The organism is Streptosporangium sp. CA-115845, from assembly GCF_050943795.1.
Taxonomy (GTDB): Bacteria; Actinomycetota; Actinomycetes; order Streptosporangiales; family Streptosporangiaceae; genus Streptosporangium.
In genome coordinates, this window is sequence record NZ_CP191988.1 from 661661 (window position 1) to 682492 (window position 20832).

21 protein-coding genes are annotated in these 20832 nt (G+C 69.5%); 14 read left to right on the plus strand and 7 right to left on the minus strand.

Translation table 11 applies throughout. The features are described from left to right. Positions 1-17 precede the first annotated feature (17 nt). The 6 genes from ACQP0P_RS05175 to ACQP0P_RS05200 all read left to right on the plus strand — a co-directional run bounded on the left by ACQP0P_RS05175 (position 18) and on the right by ACQP0P_RS05200 (position 6587). Positions 18-1604, plus strand: a complete 1587-nt coding sequence (locus tag ACQP0P_RS05175) for a lipopolysaccharide biosynthesis protein (RefSeq protein WP_433371570.1) — start codon at positions 18-20, stop codon at positions 1602-1604. A 28-nt stretch (positions 1605-1632) separates the two neighbouring features. Continuing rightward, a complete protein-coding gene (locus ACQP0P_RS05180; RefSeq protein WP_433371573.1) occupies positions 1633-2544 on the plus strand; it encodes a glycosyltransferase family 2 protein in 912 nt (303 codons plus the stop codon). Positions 2545-2565: 21 nt separating this feature from the next. Then, positions 2566-3462 carry a hypothetical protein gene (locus ACQP0P_RS05185; RefSeq protein ID WP_433371576.1) on the plus strand — a complete coding sequence of 299 codons (897 nt, stop codon included), beginning with the start codon at positions 2566-2568 and terminating at the stop codon, positions 3460-3462. A 115-nt stretch (positions 3463-3577) separates the two neighbouring features. Beyond that, positions 3578-4372, plus strand: a complete 795-nt coding sequence (locus ACQP0P_RS05190; protein WP_433371579.1) for a hypothetical protein — start codon at positions 3578-3580, stop codon at positions 4370-4372. Between the two features lie 125 nt (positions 4373-4497). Beyond that, positions 4498-5184, plus strand: a complete 687-nt coding sequence (locus ACQP0P_RS05195; protein WP_433371582.1) for a hypothetical protein — start codon at positions 4498-4500, stop codon at positions 5182-5184. Then, a complete protein-coding gene (locus ACQP0P_RS05200) occupies positions 5181-6587 on the plus strand; it encodes an O-antigen ligase family protein (protein ID WP_433371585.1) in 1407 nt (468 codons plus the stop codon). Before ACQP0P_RS05195 ends, ACQP0P_RS05200 begins: the two co-directional genes overlap by 4 nt. Here ACQP0P_RS05200 and ACQP0P_RS05205 read toward each other — a convergent pair. Continuing rightward, a complete protein-coding gene (locus ACQP0P_RS05205) occupies positions 6526-7074 on the minus strand; it encodes a dTDP-4-dehydrorhamnose 3,5-epimerase family protein (protein ID WP_433371588.1) in 549 nt (182 codons plus the stop codon). The genes ACQP0P_RS05200 and ACQP0P_RS05205 overlap by 62 nt on opposite strands. Before the next feature lie 108 nt (positions 7075-7182). Here ACQP0P_RS05205 and ACQP0P_RS05210 point away from each other — a divergent pair, with 108 nt between their 5' ends. From ACQP0P_RS05210 to ACQP0P_RS05220, 3 genes are read left to right on the plus strand one after another with little or no spacing between them, the layout of a single operon-like run. Next, complete coding sequence (locus ACQP0P_RS05210) at positions 7183-8028, plus strand: WecB/TagA/CpsF family glycosyltransferase (protein ID WP_433371591.1); 846 nt, start codon at positions 7183-7185, stop codon at positions 8026-8028. After that, positions 8025-10445, plus strand: coding sequence for a glycosyltransferase (locus ACQP0P_RS05215; RefSeq protein ID WP_433371594.1), 2421 nt, complete (start codon positions 8025-8027; stop codon positions 10443-10445). The genes ACQP0P_RS05210 and ACQP0P_RS05215 overlap by 4 nt, the downstream gene beginning before the upstream one ends. A 13-nt stretch (positions 10446-10458) precedes the next feature. Further along, positions 10459-11841 (plus strand): hypothetical protein, encoded by a 1383-nt coding sequence (locus ACQP0P_RS05220; RefSeq protein ID WP_433371596.1) that lies wholly within the window; start codon positions 10459-10461, stop codon positions 11839-11841. 357 nt (positions 11842-12198) lie between these two features. Here ACQP0P_RS05220 and ACQP0P_RS05225 read toward each other — a convergent pair whose 3' ends face one another. After that, positions 12199-12576: a winged helix-turn-helix transcriptional regulator gene (locus tag ACQP0P_RS05225; RefSeq protein WP_433371599.1), complete on the minus strand. Its 378-nt coding sequence runs from the start codon at positions 12574-12576 to the stop codon at positions 12199-12201. 120 nt (positions 12577-12696) lie between these two features. On the opposite strand from ACQP0P_RS05225, the gene ACQP0P_RS05230 reads away from it, so the two are divergent. After that, on the plus strand, positions 12697-13572 hold the full coding sequence (locus ACQP0P_RS05230) for an NAD(P)-dependent oxidoreductase (RefSeq protein WP_433371602.1): 876 nt from the start codon (positions 12697-12699) through the stop codon (positions 13570-13572). A gap of 172 nt (positions 13573-13744) precedes the next feature. Here ACQP0P_RS05230 and ACQP0P_RS05235 read toward each other — a convergent pair whose 3' ends face one another. The 4 genes from ACQP0P_RS05235 to ACQP0P_RS05250 all read right to left on the minus strand — a co-directional run bounded on the left by ACQP0P_RS05235 (position 13745) and on the right by ACQP0P_RS05250 (position 16438). Next, positions 13745-14200 carry a pyridoxamine 5'-phosphate oxidase family protein gene (locus ACQP0P_RS05235; protein WP_433371605.1) on the minus strand — a complete coding sequence of 152 codons (456 nt, stop codon included), beginning with the start codon at positions 14198-14200 and terminating at the stop codon, positions 13745-13747. A gap of 100 nt (positions 14201-14300) precedes the next feature. Next, positions 14301-14762, minus strand: a complete 462-nt coding sequence (locus ACQP0P_RS05240) for a helix-turn-helix transcriptional regulator (protein WP_433371608.1) — start codon at positions 14760-14762, stop codon at positions 14301-14303. Positions 14763-14930: 168 nt separating this feature from the next. Continuing rightward, positions 14931-15341 (minus strand): VOC family protein, encoded by a 411-nt coding sequence (locus ACQP0P_RS05245; RefSeq protein ID WP_350918256.1) that lies wholly within the window; start codon positions 15339-15341, stop codon positions 14931-14933. Between the two features lie 152 nt (positions 15342-15493). Next, entirely contained in the window at positions 15494-16438 is a 945-nt protein-coding gene (locus ACQP0P_RS05250) for an ATP-binding protein (protein ID WP_433371611.1), read from the minus strand. A 751-nt stretch (positions 16439-17189) separates the two neighbouring features. Here ACQP0P_RS05250 and ACQP0P_RS05255 point away from each other — a divergent pair. The 3 genes from ACQP0P_RS05255 to ACQP0P_RS05265 all read left to right on the plus strand — a co-directional run bounded on the left by ACQP0P_RS05255 (position 17190) and on the right by ACQP0P_RS05265 (position 18513). Continuing rightward, entirely contained in the window at positions 17190-18011 is an 822-nt protein-coding gene (locus ACQP0P_RS05255; RefSeq protein WP_433371614.1) for a helix-turn-helix domain-containing protein, read from the plus strand. Next, positions 18008-18214: a DUF397 domain-containing protein gene (locus ACQP0P_RS05260; protein ID WP_030925987.1), complete on the plus strand. Its 207-nt coding sequence runs from the start codon at positions 18008-18010 to the stop codon at positions 18212-18214. Before ACQP0P_RS05255 ends, ACQP0P_RS05260 begins: the two co-directional genes overlap by 4 nt. Positions 18215-18300: 86 nt before the next feature. Further along, positions 18301-18513: a DUF397 domain-containing protein gene (locus ACQP0P_RS05265; RefSeq protein ID WP_433371618.1), complete on the plus strand. Its 213-nt coding sequence runs from the start codon at positions 18301-18303 to the stop codon at positions 18511-18513. 63 nt (positions 18514-18576) lie between these two features. Here ACQP0P_RS05265 and ACQP0P_RS05270 read toward each other — a convergent pair whose 3' ends face one another. Beyond that, entirely contained in the window at positions 18577-18915 is a 339-nt protein-coding gene (locus tag ACQP0P_RS05270; protein WP_433371621.1) for an XRE family transcriptional regulator, read from the minus strand. A 141-nt stretch (positions 18916-19056) separates the two neighbouring features. Between ACQP0P_RS05270 and ACQP0P_RS05275 the strand changes: the two genes are divergently transcribed. Continuing rightward, positions 19057-20808, plus strand: coding sequence for an ATP-binding protein (locus ACQP0P_RS05275; RefSeq protein ID WP_433371624.1), 1752 nt, complete (start codon positions 19057-19059; stop codon positions 20806-20808). The last annotated feature ends 24 nt before the right edge of the window (positions 20809-20832 follow it).

A 20832-nucleotide genomic window follows, 5' to 3' on the forward strand; every position in this document is an offset into this window, starting at 1 on the left:
ACAGGCGGAAGGCACGGATGAACCAGCGACAGGGCGGGGACGCCGGTGATCGCGGCGGAACCGGCGCGGTCGGCACGGCCGGCGGGACCGGTGCCGATGGCGTGACCGGTGCGGCCCGCGCCGACGACGCGACCGATCCGGCCGGAACGGCCGGTGAGCAGGTCGGGACGATCGGCAGGAAGGCCGGCCGCGGGTTGCGCTGGAGTCTGCTGGGCAACCTGGGGACCAAGGTGACGACCTTCGTCATGGGGCTGGTGCTCGCCAGGCTGCTCGTGCCGGAGGACTTCGGCCTCTACGCCATCGCGCTCGCCGCGACCACCTTCGTCATGCACGTCAACGACGTCGGCATCATCGCCGCCACCGTGCAGTGGCGGGGCAGGGTCGAGGAGATGGCGCCGACGGCGACGGTCATGGCCCTGGCGTTCAGCACCGGGATATACGGGATCTTCTGGGTGGTGGCCCCGTACTTCGCGGAGCTGGCGGGCAGCGCGGAGGCCACCCCGGTGGTCCGGCTGCTCACCGCGATCATCCTCATCGACGGTGTCACCGCGGTGCGGGCCGGATCGCTGATGCGCGGGTTCGGGCACGACAGGCTGACCAAGGCCAACATCGCGGGCTCGCTGGTCAACGCGGCGGTGGCCGTCACGCTCGCCGCGAACGGCGCCGGAGCCTACAGCTTCGCCTGCGGGCAGGTCGCGGCCAACACGGTCACCGGCGCGCTGGTGCTCGCCTGGGCGGGGCTGCCGTTCCGCCTCGGCTTCGACCGGGAGGTCGCGGCCAGGCTGCTGCGGTTCGGCGCGCCGCTGGCCCTGGGCCTCGGCATCGAGGCGGTGCTGATGAACGCCGACTACGTCATCGTCGGCGCCGTGCTCGGCCCCGCCGCGCTCGGCTTCTACCTGCTGGCCTTCAACGTCTCCAGCTGGGTGCCCAGCGTGATCGGGACCGCCCTGCGCTACGTCACGGTGCCCAGCTTCTCCAGGCTGGCCGAGCAGCGGCCGGAATCGCTCTCGCTGGGGGTGCAGCGCTCGGTGCCGCTGCTGGTCGCGTTCGTGCTCCCGGTCGCCGTCGTGACGGCCACGCTGGCGCCGGAGATCGTGGCGTTTCTCTACGGCGGGAAGTGGGCACCGGCCGCCGGGGTCCTGGCGCTGCTCGCGGTCCTGCTGGTCGTGCGGATGCTCACCTCCCTCGCCTTCGACATCCTCACCTCGGCGGGTGCGACCAGGGCCACCGTGTGGATGAACCTCGGCTGGGCCGTGGCGCTGGTGCCCGCGCTGTGGGCGGGCACGCACTGGTACGGCATCCGCGGCGCGGCGATCGGTCACGCGCTGGCCGGCCTCCTGGTCGCCCTGCCGATGGCGGTGCTGATGCTGAGCCGCGCGGGGGTGCGGCTGGCGCCGGTGCTTCCGGCCCTGGTCCGCCCGCTGCTGGGCGCCGTGCTCGCGGCGGCCGTCACCGTGACGCTCGCCGGGATGACCGGCGGCCCCCCGCTCGTCCGGCTCTGCGTGGCCGGCGCCGGGGGACTGCTCGCCTATGTCCTGCTCGCCGTACCCGCGGCGCGGCTCAGAGAGCTCGGCGCACGGGCCGTTCCCGCCCGTGCCCGCTGAACCACCACCGAGAGGGAGAGAAGACCGGATGCCGAACTCCGACACGCTGGTGTCCATCGTGCTTCCCGTGCGCGACGGCGCCGGGCGGATCGAGGGCGCGGTCCGCTCGGTCCTCGGCCAGGACCACCAGCGCCTCCAGTTGGTGATCTCCGACAACGCGTCCACGGACGGCACCGAGGAGATCTGCCGCGACCTGGCCGCGGCCGACAGCCGGATCGTCTACCGCAGGCATCCGGAGAACGTGGGCCTGTTCGACAACTTCGTCCGTACCGTCGAGCTGGCCGAGGGCGAGTTCTTCCGCTGGGTCGGCGACGACGACCGGCTGGAGCCCGCGTGCGTCTCCCGCTCCCTGAGGGCCTTCGCCGAGGACGACCGGCTCGTCCTGGTCACCACGCAGGTCGCCTACACCGGGCCCGACGGGATGGCCGCGACCGCACCCCTGGAGGGCTCGGGGCTGGCCTCGGACGACCCGGTCGACCGGTTCGCCGAGATGCTGCGGCTGCTCAACGAGAGCCACCTGCTCATCGACCCGCTGTACGGCCTGTTGCGGCGCGAGCCGCTGGCGCGAATCCCCCGGCGGAACATGCTCCGCGAGGACGAGGTGTTCGCGGCGAAGCTGGCGCTGGCCGGACCGTGGGGGCACGTTCCCGAGGTCCTCGCCCACCGCGACTGGAAGCACGACACCCTGTCCGCGATCGCCCGCCGCCTCGACGTGCCGCCCTGGCGGGCCCGCTGCGCCGGCCTCCTGCAGTGCTGGGAGCTGCTGGGCTGGCTGCGGGGGGCCGGCCTCACCGGCGAGCAGCACCGCCGCGCCCGCGCGGCGGTGCTCGGCATGTACGCGCGCCGCCAGCGGCTCACCGCGGCCCGCCGGGGTCGCAGGCTCGCCCTGATCGCCTCGGGGCTCGTCCCCGGCATCCGCTCCAGTGACCCGCTCCAGTGACTCACAGAAAGGCGAACCACCGTGACCACCGTCTTCTCCAACAGCGTGGTGGACGACGACACTCGCAGGGAACTGCTCTACCAGGGGCAGGTCTTCGTCTACTCGGCGACGCCCGCCGCCACCCTGCTGGCGGCCTTTGCCCGGGAGATGACCGCCGAAGCGTTCGGCGGGCGCGACCCGGAGACCGCACAGTTCGACATGCCGGTCGAGGAGTTCGCCGACCTGCTGGCCCGGCTCAAGCCACGGTTCATCCACCACCCCCGGTGCAAGGAGCTGCTGCCCGCGGTGCTGCGGGAGCTGGGCTGCGACCTGGACCGGACCTACTTCGACGTGCCCCGGCTGCGCACCTCCACCTCCCACGACTACCTCACCTCCGGGATCTCCTACGCCTTCCACCCCCATCGGGACTGCTGGTACTCGGCCCCCTTCAACCAGCTCAACTGGTGGATCCCGGTCTACGAGGTGGTCCCGGAGAACGTGATGGCCTTCCATCCCCAGTACTTCGGCAGCCCGGTGCGCAACGGCAGCGCGCGCTACGACTACGCCGAGTGGAACAGGACAAGCCGGCTCACCGCGGCCCGGCACGTGCGCGGCGACACCAGGGAGCAGCCCAGGCCGGAGGAGAACGTCGTGCTCGACCCGCAGGTGCGGGTGGTGCCCGAGCCGGGGGGCGTGATGGTGTTCTCCGGCGCCCAGCTGCACTCCACGGTGCCCAACACCTCGGGCAGGACCCGCTTCAGCATCGACTTCCGCACCGTGCACATCGACGACGTGCGTGCCCGCCGCGGCGCGCGCAACGTGGACGCGGCGTGCACCGGCACCACCCTGCGCGACTTCGTGCGCTGCGCCGACCTCGACCCGATGCCGGAGGAACTGGCGCTGGAGTACGAGGCGGAGGCGCTGGCCAGGGTCGGGTGAGCGGCGGACTCCCGGCCACCGACACACCGCAGTAGTGACAAGGAGTTCGTGTGCCGCGACCAATACGCATCGTGTCCCGGGCGTCCGGCGCGCTCGGGGGAGCGGGGAAGACGTAGTGGAGTTCTGGAGGACCGTTCTCGACCTCGCCAGAAGGAAGCGGGTCGGGTTTCCACTGGTCGGCCTGGCGCTGCTCGGCGCCGTGGCCGTCTTCTTCCTGGTGCCCCCGCGCTACCTGGCGAGCACCTCCATGGTGCTGACCACGCCCCCCGCGGGAGGGACGACGGACCCGGCCAAGCCGCCGGGGCGGAGCAACCCGCTGCTGCAGTTCAGCGACGGCCTCCGGACCACGGCGGGCATCCTCATCCTGTCCATGAACACCGAGGCGGTCGCGGCCGAGCTGGGCGTCGTGAAGGACGGCCCCGTCGAGCTGACGATCAACGACGGGCGGACCAACCCCGGCATGCTGGGCATCCTCATGAACGGCCCGTTCGTGTACGTGGAGGTGCGGAGCGACTCCGCCGACCTCTCCCGTGCCGTCATGGCCAGGACCCAGTCCCGCCTGCGGGCCGAGCTGATTCGCAGGCAGGAGACGCTCGGCGCCCCTGTCTCCACCTTCATTGGGCTCGTCGAGGTGGTGCCGCCCGCCTATCCCGTGGTGGACCGGAGCGGCACGTGGAAGGCCATGGGCGGGGCGGCGTTCCTCGTCGTCGTCCTCGGCCTCGGCGCCGCGTACGCCGTGGAGCGCCGCAGGGTGTTCCGGCACTCCTCCTCCGGCGGCGGGCGGCCGGAGGAGCCGTCCCCGGCCACGGGGGCGACCCCGCAGAACCGGGACGGGGCGGACCAGGGTGATCGCGAAGAGGAGCAGGAGAGCGGCGAGGAGTGCGAGGGGCGAAAGGAGCAGACGGTGTGAGAAGCGGGCGAGGCAAGCGGTAGAGGACCTGGTCACCGGCCGGGGAACCGTGCGGTTCTCCGGCCAGGCGGCCTCCATCCGGCCAGGAAGGGAAAGGCGTGGACTTCTGGGGGACAGTGCTCATCGTGTTGAGGCGCTGGTACGTCGCCCTGCCGGCGTTCCTGCTCTCCATAGGTGCCGCGGCGGGCGTCTACTCGTCGATTCCGACGCTCTACGTCTCGAACGCGGTGCTCGTGCTGACCATCCCGCCCACCGGCGGAAGCCTGCCGAGCGATCCCGGCCGTCCCAACGGGCTGACCAACCCCCTGCTGAACTTCGACTGGGGCCTGAGCATGTCCGCGTCGATCCTCGTCCAGGTGATCAGCGCGCCGGAGACCGTGGAGTCGCTCGGCGTGCGGCCCGAGGGCGACACCACCTTCACGGTCACCAACGGCAGCACCAACCCGGAGTCGCTGGACGGCGGGCCCTTCGTGTACATCGAGGGCACGAGCAGGTCGCCGTCCGGGGCCCGGGACATCGTGACGCGGGTCAGGGACCGGGCGAGGATCGAGCTGGCCCTTCGCCAGCGGCAGTTGAACGCGCCCCCGGCGACCTACATCACGATGAACGAGATGGTGCCGCCGACGGAGCCGCAACCCCAGCGCACCGGGAAGACCCGGGGGGCCGCCGCGGCCCTGCTTCTCGGGGTGCTCGCCGGCCTCGCCGCGGTGTTCTCCCTGGAGAGCTTCCTCGACGCCCGGAGGCGGAGGGGCCGGGTGCCCCCGGCGCCGGCGTCCGGGCTGCCCGCCGAGCCCTCCCTGCTGCGACGTTGAGAGCCTCCATGGTCCCCGCCTCCCTTGACCGCCCCGGTCTGCGCAGCGCCGACGGGGCGACCCTGGCCGCCGCGTTCGTCGTGGTCCTGATGCTGGTTCCGGCGCGGCTGGTCTTCCGCGGCGTGCCCTTCTCGCTCACACCGGCCGACGCGGTCGGCCTCTTCGCCGCGCTCTGGTGGTTCTGCGCGCACCTCACCACCACGCTCGGCGCGGCCAAGGGCCCCAACCCCGTGCGCACCGCGTTGTTCGGGTACGCGGTCGCGATGCTGGTCACCTACGGGTACGCCGGTGCCGGGTACCTGCCGCCCGACGAGCTCAACATGGCCGACCACGGCATCGTCCTCGTGGTGGCGACGGTGGGCATCGGGCTCGGGGCGTGCGACGGCATCCGGGGCCGGGAGCGGCTCGACTTCGTCCTGAAGTGTCTCGTGGTCTGTGGCGCGGCCGTCGGAGTGATCGCGGCGCTCCAGTTCGTGCTCGAATTCGACCTGACCAAATATCTGGCCCTTCCCGGCTTCCGGTTCACCGCGGAGCTGCCCGCGATCCTCGAACGGAACACCCTGCGCCGGGTCGCGGGTACCACGGGGCACCCCATCGAGCTCGGGGTCGTCTGCGCGATGATCACTCCGGTCGCGCTGCACTACGCGTTCGGCGCCCGCGATCGGGGCGAGCCCTCCCTGCGCTGGTGGATCTGCTCCGCGCTGATCGGCGCCGGGCTGATGTTCTCCGTGTCGCGGTCGGCGGTCCTCGGGATAGCCGTCGTCGGCGCGGTGCTCCTCGTGGGGTGGCCCGCACGCAGGCGGCTGTGGGCGGCACTGGGCGGCGCCGGATTCCTGGTGGCGATGAAGGTGGCCGTGCCCGGCCTGCTCAGCGTGTTCCTCGGGTTGTTCACCAGCCTGTCCAGCGATTCGAGCATCCAGTACCGGACCCACGACTACGCGGTGGCGGTCACCGAGATCGGGAACCACCCCTGGGTCGGCAGGGGGCTGGGCACCTGGTACGCGCCGAAGCACCTGATCTTCGACAACCAGTACATCCTGTCGCTGGTGGAGACCGGGATCATCGGCCTGGTCACCTTTTCCGGGATCTTCCTGACCGGTCTCTGGGCGGCGCTGCGCGTCCGCCGCCTCAGCTCCGACCCCGCCGTGCGGGACCTGGGGCTCGCCCTGGCCGCCTGCCTGGTCGTCCCCCTGGTCGGGGCGGCCACGTTCGACCTGCGCTCGTTCGCGACTGTGACCGGCCTGTCGTTCCTGATCATCGGAGCCGCGGGCTCGCTGCTGCGCGGCACCCGGGCGGCCGGGAAAGCCGTCGAGAAGCCCGTCGAGAAGCCCGGTGAGGAGGTCAGCCGACCAGCCGCGCGCGCAGGTCCGCCCAGGAACCCGCGGCCAGATCGCGCTCGCTGATCGCGGTGACCGGCATCGGCCACTGGATGCCGAGATCGGGGTCGTCGTAGCGGACCGAGAGGTCCTCGGCGGGGTCGTGCTCCCGGTCGATCCGGTAGCAGACGTCCGCCTGATCGGTCAGTGCCTGATAACCGTGCAACAAGCCAGGAGGAACGTAGAGGTGGACGAACATCTCATCGTCGAGCACCACCGACATCTGGCGGCCGAAGGTCGCCGAGCCCGGCCGGGCGTCGACGAGCACGTCGTGCACGGCGCCTCGGGCGCACCTGACGAGCTTGGCCTCTCCCCGTCCGCCCCGGCCGTGCAGCGCCCGGATCGTTCCCAGGCGGGACCGCGACTGGCTGTCCTGGACGAACTCGGCGGGCCGCAGCCCGTGGGCGGCGGCGAGCGCGGCGTCGAAGGTACGGGTGAACAGCCCGCGGTCGTCCCTGTGCTGGGCCGGGACGAACAACAGGACGCCGTCGATCTCGCCTCGTTCGACTCTCATACCCCCATCTTCCCGACTCCCCAAGCTTCCGGCCATCCAGAAGGAGAAAACAGTGCCGATCGGAACGCGCCGGAGAGCGTCCCTCCCGCGGGTGGGGCGCCAGGCTCCGTGGCACGCCCGGTGACACCGGGGGAGACCCGGGGCCAGAACGGTTCGGCCAAGCCCGCGGGCGGCAGGGCGGGGTTCACCCGTATCAGGGTCGGCGCGGTCGAGGTCATGGCGGTCAGCGAGGCCGAGCTGCTCGACCACGTGGCGGCGGAATGGCGACGGGGACGTGGCGGTGCGATCGTCACCGCGAACGTCGACATCGTCCGCGCCGCCACGCGCGATCCCGACCTGGCCGGCCTGGTCGCCCGCTCCGAGATGGTGGTCGCCGACGGCATGCCGGTGGTCTGGGCCGCGGGGCTCGCCGGGGCGGCCCTGCCCTGCCGGATCACCGGGGCCTCGCTCGTGCACTCCCTGGCCGGGCGCGCCGCGCGCGAGAACCGCTCGGTCTACCTGCTCGGCGGAGAGCCCGGCGTACCGGAGGCCGCGGCCCGGGTCCTCGCCGGGCGCTGCCCCGGACTGCGCGTGGCGGGCACCTGCTCGCCTCCCTTCGGGTTCGACTCCTCGCCGGAGGGGGTGCGTGAGGTGGTCGCCGAGGTGGTCGCCGCCGCACCGGACCTCGTCCTCGCCGGGCTGGGCTTCCCCAAGCAGGAGAGGATCATCGCAGCCCTCCGCGCCGAGCTGCCCGACGCCTGGTACCTCGGCTGCGGAGCCGGGATCCCGATGGCGGCCGGGCGGTTTCGCCGCGCCCCGGGGCCGGTCCAGCGGGTGGGCGCCGAGTGGCTGTACCGGCTCGCCCTGGAACCGCGCCGGCTGGCCCGCCGCTACCTGCGGGACGACGCGCCGTTCGCGGTCGCCCTCCTCGCCGGCGCCCTGCGCACCCGCCTGACATCGAGACACCGCGCATGACCGGCGATCCCGAACCTCCCGGCGCGACCGCCTTGCCCGCGCGACCCTCGGCCCTCGGCATGACCGGCTCCACGGCGCGATCCTCGCCTCCCGGCGTGACCACCTTCCCGGTACGACCCTCCCTCACCAGAAACGGCTCCGACATGGCTGTTCTCGCCATAGTGATCGTCACGTATTCGAGCGGTCAGGTCGTCGAGGGGTGCCTGCGCTCACTCGACGCGGCGCTGGCCGGCGCCGGTCCGGCCCGTGTCGTGGTGGTGGACAACGCCTCGGCGGACGACACCGTCGAGCGGGTACGCGAGGCCGCGCCGGAGGCCGAGGTGATCCAGACCGGGCGCAACGCCGGCTTCGCCGCCGGGGTGAACGCGGGCATCGCCGCCGCGGACGGCTGTGACGTGCTGGTACTGAACCCGGACATCCGGCTCGCACCCGGTTCGGTGCTCCCGCTCAGGCAGGCGCTCGCTGTGCCGGGAACCGGGATCGCCGCCCCCCGCCTCACCGCGGAGACGGGTGAGCTCCACCTCTCCCTGCGCAGGCGGCCCACCGTGTTGAGGGCACTGGGTGAGGCGCTGCTCGGCGGCCATCGGGCCGGGCGGATCCCGGCACTCGGCGAGCTGGTCGTGGAACCGGCAGCCTACGACAGGCCGCACACCGTCGACTGGGCGGCCGGCGCGGCCTGGCTGATCTCCCGGGCCTGCCTGGACGCCCTGGACCCCCTCGACGAGCGCTACTTCCTCTACTCGGAGGAGACCGAGTACATGCTCAGGGCCGGGGACGCGGGGTTCGCGGTCCGGTACGAGCCCCGGGCCGTGGCCGTGCATCTCGGTGGCGAGCAGTCCACCTCAAGCCGGCTGTGGGCGCTGTCGGCGGTCAACCGGGTCCGGATGCACCGCGAGCGGTACGGTCGCCCGCACGGGCAGCTGATGCGGCTGGCGGTCGGGCTCAACGAGCTGGTCCGCGCGGTCGCCAGGGGCGGCGCGGGCGGGAGAAGGCACCGGGCGGCCCTGCGCGGGCTGGTCGCGATGCGCGAGTGGCCACCCGGGCCCGGCGAGGCGGCCCACGAGACGACCGCTCCGACCCGGAAGACGACACCCTCGACCCACGGACCGGCCTCCTCCGCCCACGGGGAGGCCCTGCCCATCAGAAAGGGCGGCTCCCCTGCTCAGGAGGAGATCCTGCCCGTCCAGAAAAGGACCTCTCCTGTTCAGGAGGCCGACTCCCCCGGCTACCTGTGCTTCTCGGCGCAGGACTGGTGGTACCACAACCGGGCGCACTCGGACTTCCAGCTGATGCGCTCGATCGCCGCCCATCGGAAGGTCCTCGTGGTCAACAGCATCGGGATGCGGATGCCGACACCGGGCAGGTCCACCCAGGTGCTGCGGCGCGTCGGGCGCAAGCTGCGCAGCGTCGCGATGCTGGTCAGGAGGCCGCTGCGCGAGCTGCCAGGCTTCTACGTGATGTCCCCGCTGCCGCTGCCCTTCTACGGATCGCCGCCGGCCCGGCGGGTGAACGCGCTGCTGGTCCGGGCACAGGTGCTGGCGGTCTCGCGGGCACTGGGGCTGCGTCGACCCGTGATCATGGTGACCATCCCCACGGCGTGGGACGTGGTGCGCCCGATGCGCAGGCAGGCGCTGGTGTTCAACCGCTCCGACCGGCACTCGTCGTTCCCCGAGTCCGACCGGCCGACCATCGAGGCGCTGGAACGCGGCCTGCTGGAGCGTTCCGACCACGTGCTCTACGTCAGCACCGCGCTGATGGACGAGGAGCGCCGGATGACCGGCGACCGCGCGTACTTCCTCGACCACGGGGTGGACACCGACCACTTCCGGCGGCGCCCGGAGAGCGAGCAGCCCGCCGACATTCGTGCGATTCCCGGGCCGAGGGTGGGTTTCTTCGGCGCGCTTGATGACTATCTGGTGGATTTCGACCTTCTCGAACGGATAGCCAGGGAACTGCCCGACGTTTCGCTGGTTCTGATCGGCGACGCGACGGTCCCGATGGAACGGCTCACCCGCCATCCGAATGTGCACTGGCTCGGATTCAGGCCGTACGAAACGATTCCCGGCTACGGATCGGGGTTCGATGTCGCGATCATGCCGTGGCTGAACAATCCATGGATAAAGCATTCGAACCCCATCAAACTCAAGGAATACCTCGCGCTGGGCCTGCCGGTGGTCAGCACCGATTTCCAGGAACTCGCGAACTATGCCGATCGAGTGAGAATCGCCGCCGGCGGTGACCTCTTCCTGGATGCTGTCCGTGCGGCATTGCGTGAGGGAGGCCCGAGGCCGGCCGACGACCTGCGGGGGTCCGTGCTCGGCGCGTCCTGGTCGTCGCGTGCGGCACAACTGATGGCGCTCGCCGAGCCGTCATCGGATCCGCGTTCGTCGGGTCCGCGTTCGTCGGGTCCGCGTTGAGGAGGACGAGGTCATGGGGGCTGGAAGGCGCGGACGGTCGCTGCCGGTGCTGGCCGGGGTGGGGGCCGCCTCGGTGACGATGGCGATGCTCGGGTTCTGCTCGCCCGCCGACCGGGCCGGGCGCCCGCTCGCGGACGTGTCGACGGGCGCCCCGACGCAGGGCGACGTGCCACAGGGGAGAGCACCGGAGTCGGCCCAGGGCCCTCCGGCGACGGCCACGCGGGTGCCCTGGGAGGGCGGTCCCGCCTACTACGGGCGGTTCGCCGCGCCCGCCGCGGCGGGCTGGACGGACCCGTCGTTCTTCCCGGTCGGTGTCTGGTTCGAGTCCGTGATCAGCCAGGCCGATGTGAACAGGGACCGGGCCTCGGGGATCAACACGTACGTGGAGCTGACCGAGACCAGCGACATGGCGCTGGTGCGGAAGAACGGCATGTTCGCGCTGACGAACGTCCCGCTGCCCGGCTACGGCAGCGAGACGGTGGGCTGGCTGCTCGACGACGAGGTCGACATGTGGGCGAAGGCCGGGGACGCGGGGTGGACCGGCAACCACCCCGGCGAGGGCCCCCTGTGCGTCCCGGAAGAGCAGGGATGCGGTTTCACCGTGCTGCGCAGCCAGAAGGACCGGCTCCCGAAGGGCGACGGAAGGCTGCACTACGCCAACTACGGCAAGGGCGTGATGATGTGGGAGAAGGACGCGGACGCCGCCGCGTTCGTCAACCGCTTCACCGACGCCGTCTCGACCGACGTCTACTGGTACACCAGCGCCAGCGCCTGCCTGGACGGGCAGAACTTCCTGGCCCTGCCGGTCGCCAGGTGCCGCAGGGCCGCCAACTACGGCGCCGTCATCGACCGCCAGCGCGAGCTGGACGCGCTGGACGGCCGCCGCCAGCCGATCTACGGTTTCGTCGAGGTCGGCTGGCCCGCCGAGAACGACACCCGGGCGATCCGGCCGGAGCAGGTGACGGGCGCGGTGATGAACTCGCTGATCCACGAGGCTCGGGGCATCGTCTACTTCAACCACAACTTCGGCGGCCCCTGCCACTCCCAGCACGTGCTGCGCGAGGGGTGCGGGAAGGCGGTCAGGCCCGCGGTGGCCGAGATCAACCGGCGGATCAGGAAGCTGGCCCCGGTGCTGAACACCCAGTCGTACGCGCACCGCTTCGGCCCCGGCCTCGACACCATGCTGAAACACCACCGGGGCTCGTACTACGTCTTCGCGATGCCCGGTGGGAAGGCGGCGCCGGGCAGGCGCACGTTCACCCTGCCGCGCGGGGTACGGGCCACCCGCGCCGAGGTCCTCTTCGAGAACCGGACGCTCCGCGTCGACGGCAAGGGCCGCTTCACCGACTCCTTCGCCGCCGAGCACTCCCACCACATCTACCGGATCATGCCCTGAGGCTGTCACGGGCACCGGGTTCGCGGATACGCGTATCTCAGTCGGCCGGGGATAAGGAAGAAGCGTCCGATGCTCGCCGGGACTCCGCCGCGATCGGACGGCCGGCTCACCATCAAGTCCCTCGCCGAGGAAGCCGGCCTCAGGCGCAACAAGCCGACGCATGAGAGCTCGCGCGGATAGGCAGGATGGAGAACCTCAGGAGCAGAACAGGCACCGAGCCTGGTGATCATGGAGTTGCGACGCTCTGTGATCGCCGGGATACCTGTGCCTGCACTGCCATCATGGCTGACCGACCCCCTGTGGGACCGATTCGTGGTGCTGTCACAGCGCCCGGCCTACGATCCGGCCCATCCGCTTCTATCGCCGAACCGCCGCGGCAACGTTAACGGAGACCTTTTCGGCCCCGATCCGCTGCATGCGTTCGGTGCCCCATTTTCCCAATGAGGCCAGGGCCGCGTTGAGCGAGACGCCGTGCTCCGTCAGGGAGTACTCGACCTTCGGTGGCACCTCGCGGTACACCTCACGATGCACGAGCCCGTCCTCTTCCATCTCCCGCAGATGTTGAATCAGCATCTTCTCACTGACGCCCGGCAGACCGCGTCGGAGCTCGGCGAACCGGCGTGTCCCGTAGTTGTGCAGCTCCCAGAGAATCAGCGACTTCCACTTGCCGGCGACTACGTCCATCGCCGCGTCGATGCCGCAGAAGTAGGGACCTCGTCGTGCTGATGTCGCCATCCGCCCTCTCCAAGACGTACTTACCCATGAGTAAGTACCTGACTAAATAGTCCGTACTGGTCAACTCTACCGGCGGCGGAAAGGATTGGCCGAACGATGAATTCGAGGGGAGCCCCAAGAATGACAAGCAACAACAGCGTCCAGGTGAGCGTTCTCGGGCTGGGGGCGATGGGTAGCGCTCTGGCGGGCGCCCTGGTGAAGGCCGGATACGCGACAACAGTCTGGAACCGCTCACCAGGCAAGGCGGACGACCTTGTGGCGCAGGGCGCGCAGACCGCTGCCACGGCCGGTGACGCGGTCCTGGCCGGCCGACTGGTGATCGCATGCCTGCTGGACCACGCGTCGGTCCATGAGGTGCTTGATCCGCTCTCCAATGAGCTGGCCGGCCGAACCTTGATCAACGTAACCACGACGACGCCGGCTCAGTCACGGGAGTTGGCCGCCTGGGCTGCCCATGCCGGGGTTGCGTATCTGGACGGCGGCATCATGGCCGTACCGCAGATGATCGGCCAGCCTGGGGCATCGATCCTCTACAGCGGATCGGCCGATGTCTTCAACGAGTGCAAGCCGCTGCTCGACCTATGGGCAACCAGTACCTACTTCGGGGAGGATGCCGGGCTGGCGTCCCTGTACGACCTCGCCCTACTCGCGGGCATGTACGTCATGTTCGCCGGGTTCATGCACGGCGCCGCCATGGTTGCGCCGGCCGGTGTGACGGCGGGCCAGTTCGCTGCCATGGCCACACCTTGGCTGACCGCCATGACCGGTGCCTTCCAAGGGTTCGCCGCAGTCATCGACGGCGGGAACTACACCGTCGAAGGGCAGCAGAGCCTTGAGTTCTCCAACCTCAGTGACCTCTTGGCCGCCAGTTCCGACCAGGGCATCAGCACCGAGGTGGTCGCCATGGTCCAGGGGCTCATCCAACGCCAGATTGATGCAGGCCACGGAGCGGAAGGCTTCGCCCGAATCATCGAGAGCATCAAGCAGCCGGGCTAAAGCTCGCGCGACGGCGTGGGGTCATGGTCGCCTGGTGCGGCGCTCGTCCCAGCGGTGGGGGGCCAGGCGCGGCGAATGAGGCTACGGACGGTGATGACCGCGTCGGCCAGGTCACGGCCTTCCAGCAGGTCGCGGGTCTTGTCGGAGTCATAGCCCGCGTCCAGGTGAGCGGTCAGCCGAGCCAGCGGCCGTCGCGCATGAGGTCGCGTCCGCGCAGCTCGTTCGCCTCACGCCAGGCCTGAATGCGCCGCGGCCGGATCAGGAAGTACCGGTAGGGCTCGTCGAGCTCGCGCGGGTCGAAACCGGTCTTGGCCGCGAACGCGTCACCCGTCTTGGGGGCGAGGTCGGCGAGGTCCACCGGCTCGGCGGTGCCCTCGACGACGACGACGTCGCGGGTCGGCCCGAGGCTGAGGCGCACCCGGCCGTCCGCCAGCAGGTTGCGGCCGGTGACCGAGGCGCGCGGCGTCGAGATGAGGAACGCGGTCCCATCCCAGAGGTACGAGAGCGGGATGAGGTGGACGCCGTCCGGGGAACCCGACGTCGCGACCCAGAGATCGACATCGCTCTCCAGTTTCGCGCGAGTGTCCCGCAGCCTCTCCTCAAGTCCACGCGGCGGCGCACCCGTCATGCTTCCTCCAGTCACTTCGTGGAGAGCCCTTCCTTCAGAGGACGGGCTCCGTCGGTCATCGGCCGGTTCACCGGGGCCGCTTCGATGGATGCCATGGCCATCACGCTGGTTGCGGCTCGGCGACCGGTGCTTCTTGGTTCCTGATCGGTCTGGTCACCTGTTTCGCCACGCACGGTGGCATTCCCGCCGTCGCGCGTGCCGCGTGGTGCCGGTAGGTGCTGGGCGGCATGCCGACCAGTTCGGTGAAGCGGGTGCTGAAGGTGCCCAGCGACGAGCAGCCGACCGCGAAGCAGACCTCGGTGACGCTGAGGTCGCCACGACGCAGCAGCGCCATCGCGCGCTCGATACGCCGCGTCATCAGGTACGAGTACGGCGACTCGCCGTAGGCCAGCCGGAACTGGCGGCTGAGGTGTCCGGCGGACATGTTCACGCCGCGGGCGAGCGCCTCGACGTTCAGCGGTTGTGCGTACTCCCGGTCGATCCGGTCGCGGACGCGGCGCAGTAGCGCGAGGTCGTTCAGGCGCTGCGCCGCGGCGCGTGCGGGTCCCGAGGGGTGACACATGAGAGAACTCCTTTTCGTCGATGTCCGGGTCGCATGCCGAGGGGGTCAGGCGTTCGATGACCGGCTTGCCGGAGTCGACGAGCCGGTCGAGCGACTGCTCGACGGCGGCGGGATGGTGGCCGGTGGTCGCGACGCCGGCCACCGTGGCCGAATCGATGACCGGACGGCTCAGCGAAGCTCCTGGATGCGGACCAGGTTGCCCGCGGGATCGCGGAAGGCGCAGTCGCGGACGCCGTACGGCTGCTCGACCAGTTCCTGGACGACCTCGGCGTCGCCGGCCTGCAGCTTTTCGAAAGTGCCGTCGAGGTCGGGGGTGGCCAGCAGGATCCAGCCGTAGGTGCCCTTGGCCATCATCTCGGCGATGGTGCGGCGCTCGTCGTCGGTGATGCCGGGGTCGGCGGCCGGCGGCGCCAGGAGGATGGACGTGCCGGGCTGGCCGACGGGGCCGACCGTGATCCAGCGCATCTTGCCCTGTCCGACGTCGCTGCGGACCTCGAAGCCGAGGGCGTCGCGGTAGAAGGCCAGGGACGCGTCCGGGTCGTCATGCGGGAGGAAGCTCGTGTGAATGGTGATGTCCATGACAATCAGGCTAGCTGCGGCTTTGTGACCCGCGCTTCTCGATTCCTGATCGATCCGGCCACCTGTCTCGCCCGTCGCGCGCACCGCCTGGCGTCGCACAGGATCTCCTCAACCGTCCTCAGGTGATCACAGACCGGGACAGTGCCTCCTGCTCAGCCGCCGGCCGCCGGTTCGGCTCCGCGTTCTGCTCCCGGGAGCGCTCCACCCACTCCCGGGCTGTGGCCTCCCGACCGGACGGCTCCTCCCACAACGATGCCCGGGTAGCCGGGCGGGCGGGTTCGAAGGGGAAGGCGCCAGCGGGCCCAGATGGTTTTGCCCGGATGGTTGGGGAGGGGGGTGACGCCGGTGTCGTGGGCGAGGGCTCGGACGATGGTCAGGCCGCGGCCGTGGATGGCTTCGACGCCGAGGGCGAGGTGCCGGGGCCGTCCGGAACCCCGGTCGGTGACCTGGATCTGGAACTCGTCCGCGCCGGCCCACAGGGAGAGCCTGACCACGGGCTCGCCGTGGATGATCGCGTTGGCGAGCAGCTCGCCGACCACCAGGACGGCGTCGTCGACGAGGTGGTGGAGCGCCCAGGCGGTGAGGGTCTCGCGCACCATGGTGCGGGCCTTGCCGACGATCGGCAGGTCATGTGGCAGGTCCCAGCAGACGGTGCGCGGGTCGTCCATGGGGCGCTGGTCGGCGGACGTCTGCGAGGCGCCGGGGAGCTGCGGGTCGTACGGAGTGTGAGGGTGCTTCGAGGGCCGAGGGCGGTTCAGGGCCTGCGGGTCGTACGGGAGCCGCGGGGTGTCCGGGGTCTTGGGCATGGTCCCTCCTGGGGGTGGCGGTGTGCTGTGTTCGGCCTCGCGCATCAGGTCGCGTAGTTCGTCGGCGGTGCCGGCCTGGACGATCAGGGGTTCGGGGGCGGGCCAGACGGCGACGGCGTGGAAGCGTCGGGTGCCGGGGCCGTACCAGACGGTCCAGGCGGGCTCGATCTGGTCGAGCCGCTCGGCGCAGGCTCGCTCGGCCAGGTCCCAGGGCCGGGAGATGACCTGCGCGGTGGCCGTTCCTCGCCGGTGCCGCCCGCTCTGCCGGGTCTGGGGGTCGCGTCCGTTCATGCCGTCGCTCCCTGCCGGTACGGGGTGTGCTTACCGGAGGGGGTACGGGTGCCCAGTGGCCTTCCACGCCGGTACGGCACGGCGGCCGTGGTCACGGCCTGCTCCGGTCGCCGGTGCCGGCCGGGGGATGGTGTGGGGAGTTGCCCGGAGGGGAGCATCGGAACCTGCTCGGTGGAGAGCAACGGAGGGTGTTCGGGGGAGGTTGCCGGAACCTCCTTGGCAGGGGGCATCGGCGGCCGGTTCGCGTGCCAACGTACCCGGATCGGCCTGGGGTTTCCTCTAGGGTTGTGCATCAGGTCGGACCTCCGTAGTCCGGTCGAGGGGCTTGTCATGGCGTGCCGTGCCGTGGCAGGCCCCGCTCTGTTTAGGGATTAAGGGCGACATGGCCCGGTATTTCCGTCTTGCGCGAATTGGCTTCCGTCCACCCGGCGTGGCTTACTCGGTGGTGACAGGTGTGTGTCCGGAAGAGGCGTGAGCCGCGATCGATGGTGCGTTTTCCGCTGAATCGACGGACATTTCCACTCCCTTTATCCAGACATATGCGGCGATTTTTTCGACGGCCGTAGAGGGTTGCTCTCCGCGTGCAAGAGAGGGCCGCTCCGGCGGCGTTTCCGCTCTCCCAGACCTCTTCACAGAGTGCCTCTGGGTGACTACTTTGGGTATCAAAAGTCGAGGCACATCAGTGTGACAGTTTGTGGAAAAGCTGCCCTGCTTGTGTCGCGTGTGGAATCCCCCGCTGGACGGAGCCAAAATGTCCAAGGACTCTAAACTCAATCCGAAAAACGAAAAATGGGCTCTCTTTGGCGCGGAACTCCGCAAATACCGGAAAAAGGCAAAAATGACCCAGGACGACCTGGCCGAGGTGACTCAGTTCAGCAGGAGCCTGTTGAGCTTCACCGAGAGAGGTGAGCGCAATCCCAGCCGCAACCTGGCACAACGCTGCGACGACGCTCTGGGTGCGAACGGAGAACTCATCCAGTACTGGACGTACATCACCCACGCGGCGAGCCCTCGATGGTTCCGCGACTGGCTCGACATCGAACCGGAAGCGCACGCCCTGCATACCTGGCAGCCGATCGTCGTGCCCGGCCTTCTCCAGACCGAGGAGTACGCGCGGGCGGTTATTCGCGGAGAGCCGGGCATAACTGACGAGCAGGTGGAAAAGGCCGTAGCGGCTCGCATGGAGCGACAGAAGATCTTGTTGCGATCTACGCCGCCTATGCTCTGGGTTATCCTCGACGAAGGAGTCCTGCACCGCCCGATCGGCGGAGAAGAGGTCATGCAGCACCAACTCCAGTATCTTCTGGAAATGGTCGAGCGGCCTCGTATCGGTATCCAGATTCTTCCTTTGATGCGTGGATCGACTACGGGAACTTCGGGAGGCTTCGTGATCGCCCAGCTTCCAGGAAACCCAGATATGGTGTATGTCGAGTCTGTAACGCACGGACATGTGACAAATCGGCCAGAGGATGTCGGGGCTGTCTGCGCCCGATACGACGCCATCCGAGCTGAGGCAAGCCCTCAGTATGTCTCGATCGAATTGATCAGAGAGGCAGAGAGGCTATGGGCATGAGCGATGAGCTGAAGAGCGCGGCCTGGCGTAAGGCCACCAAGAGTGCGTCAAACCAGGGCGATTGCTTGGAGGTTGCTCCGCTGTCGGGTGGTCGGGTGGGTTTGCGGGACACCGAGGCTCCCGAGCGGGCGCCGTTCGTGGTGAGCGCGAGTGTCTGGGACGCCTTCGTAGACGGCGCCAAGAAGGGCGAGTTCGACTTCTAGCCCCAACCTCGGAACACGGGAAGATTCTCGGCCACCGCCAGGGGCTTTCCCGTCCGTACCGCCAACAGCGGAGAGGCGGAGAAACCGTGGATCTGAATGATGAGCTGAAGAGCGCGGCCTGGCGTAAGGCCACCAAGAGCGGGCCCAATGGCGGGGACTGCCTGGAGGTTGCTCCGTTGTCGGGTGGTCGGGTGGGTTTGCGGGACACCGAGGCTCCGGGGCAGGCGCCGTTCGTGGTGAGCGCGAGTGTCTGGGACGCTTTCATCGACGGCGCCAAGAAGGGCGAGTTCGACTTCTGACTCCACTTCCGGAAACAGGGAAGCCCTCGACCAGGTGGCCGAGGGCTTCTGTCGTCGTACGGGCTATGCCACGGTGTATTCGACGTCGCCGAAGTCGGCCACCACGCGCAGCCGCCCGCCGAGAGCCTCGACGTAGGAGCGCAGGGTCGCCACCTCGACGCGGTCGACCTCTCCGTGTTCGATGGCCGAGACCCTTGGGCCGGAGACCCCCATGGTGGTGGCCACGTCGCGCTGGGTCAGATCCCGCTCACGCCTGATCTCCGCGAGCTTGTACGCCCTGACCTCCGCGGCGAGCTGCTCCATCGCGGCGGACTTCCCGGCATCCGATTGCACGGGCAGTCTCGCAGCCTGGCGCCGCTCCCGCGCCCGCCGCTTCACCTCGTCCCAGTTGACCGCGCTCATTCGTACTCCCTGCTAGCCGATCGCTCCGGGGGAAGACCCGATCATCGTTCTCCCAGCAGGAGAAGATGGCGAGAATCGCCTCTTCCGCCTCCACATGCCAGCTAACATGATAGCTAACATGTGGGCTGAGAGGAGAGATCGATGCTCGATGGGGAGCTCACGGAGATTGTCGGCAACCTTCGCGCGCTGGGTGGCGACATCGCCGATGTCGAGGTGAAAGCGTCGCGGACGGAGCTGCCGAAGTCGACCCGTGAGACCCTCTCAGCCTTCGCCAACACCCATGGTGGAGTGCTCATTCTCGGGCTGGATGAGACCAAAGGGTTCGCGCCGACCGGCGTACGCGATCCCGTGCGGCTCTCCAGCGACCTTGCCGCACTCTGCTCAGCCGATATGGAGCCGGCCCTGCGGCCGTTGATCCGCATCCACGACTTCGAAGGCGTCAAGCTCGTCGTGGCGGAGATCCCGGAGGTGGATCCGAGCCGGCGGCCGTGCTTCTACCGGGGGGTGGGCATGACGAAGGGAAGCTTCGTCCGTGTCGGCGACGGCGACCGTCGTCTGTCCAGCTATGAGGTCCAGGTCATGCTGTCCTCACGGGGACAACCTCGCGAGGACGAACAGGGCGTTCCGGGAACCGGCCTCGACCTGCTGGATCCGGCCGCTGTGGAGTCGCTGATCACACGGCTGAGAGCCAGCCGGCCGTACGCTTTCAAGGACCTTGACCGCCATGACGTGCTTCGGCGAGCGAAGGTCCTGGTGACGGGGACGGACGGTTCGGAAACGCTCTCGTTGGCGGGTCTGCTCGCGCTTGGCTCCTACCCGCAGGAACACTTCCCCCAGCTGATGATCAGCTTCGTGCACTATCCCCTGAGCAGCGGCGATGCCTTGGCCGGAGGAACTCGTTTCCTGGACGATCTCACTGTCGAGGGTCCTGTCCCCGTCATGGTCCGTGACGCGCTGGCAGCCATCCGCCGTAACATGTCCAGGCGGGCGGTCATCACGGGGATGGGGCGGGAAGACATCTGGGAGTATCCGGAGACCGCTCTTCGTGAGGCCGTGGTCAACGCGCTCGTCCACAGGGACTTGTCCAGCGCGGCCCGTGGCACACAGATCCAGATCGAGATGTATCCGGATCGGCTGACGATCCGTAGTCCTGGTGGCCTGTTCGGACCGGTGACCCTCGACAGCCTCGCCGACGAGGGGATTTCCTCGGCGCGGAACGCGACACTGATGAAAATCCTCGAAGAGGTCACCGTTCCCGGGGAGACACGGACCGTCTGCGAGAACCGAGGCTCTGGAATCCGCGCGATGGTGGCCTCCCTGCTGGCTGCCGGTATGAGCCCTCCGCAGTTCGACGACCGTGTCTCCTCGTTCGTGGTCACCATCCCCAACCACGCCCTGCTGAGTGAGGAGACGGTGCGGTGGGTGGAGAGCCTCGGGGCGAGCGGCCTCACGGACAGTCAGTGCGTCGCCCTGGCCATGCTGCGTGACTCGGAGGTGCTCGACAACCGTTCCTACCGCGGCGCCACCGGAGTGGACTCGCGCGTTGCCACAGCCGAGCTCCAGGATCTCGTGGCAAGAGAGCTGCTCATCCAGAGCGGGGCACGGAGATGGGCCCGCTACGAGCTGCCCCCGCGCCTGCTCCGGTCGGCTGCCGTCGGGACGTCCGTGTCATCACGAGCAGACCGACGCCCTCAACTGCTGGAAGCACTCGGTGACGAAACCCTGTCCCGTGCCGAGTTGGCAACGAGCACCGGCCTGGGCGACCAGACCGTACGCCGCTGGCTGTCGATCATGCGAGAGGAGGGCGTCGTCGAACTGGTGGGAAGCTCGCCCAGGAGCAGGGACGCGCGATACCGGCGGGTTCAGCAGGGCTCCCTGTTCTCGCCTTCGTGAAGGAGCGCACCCATGGAAGTACCG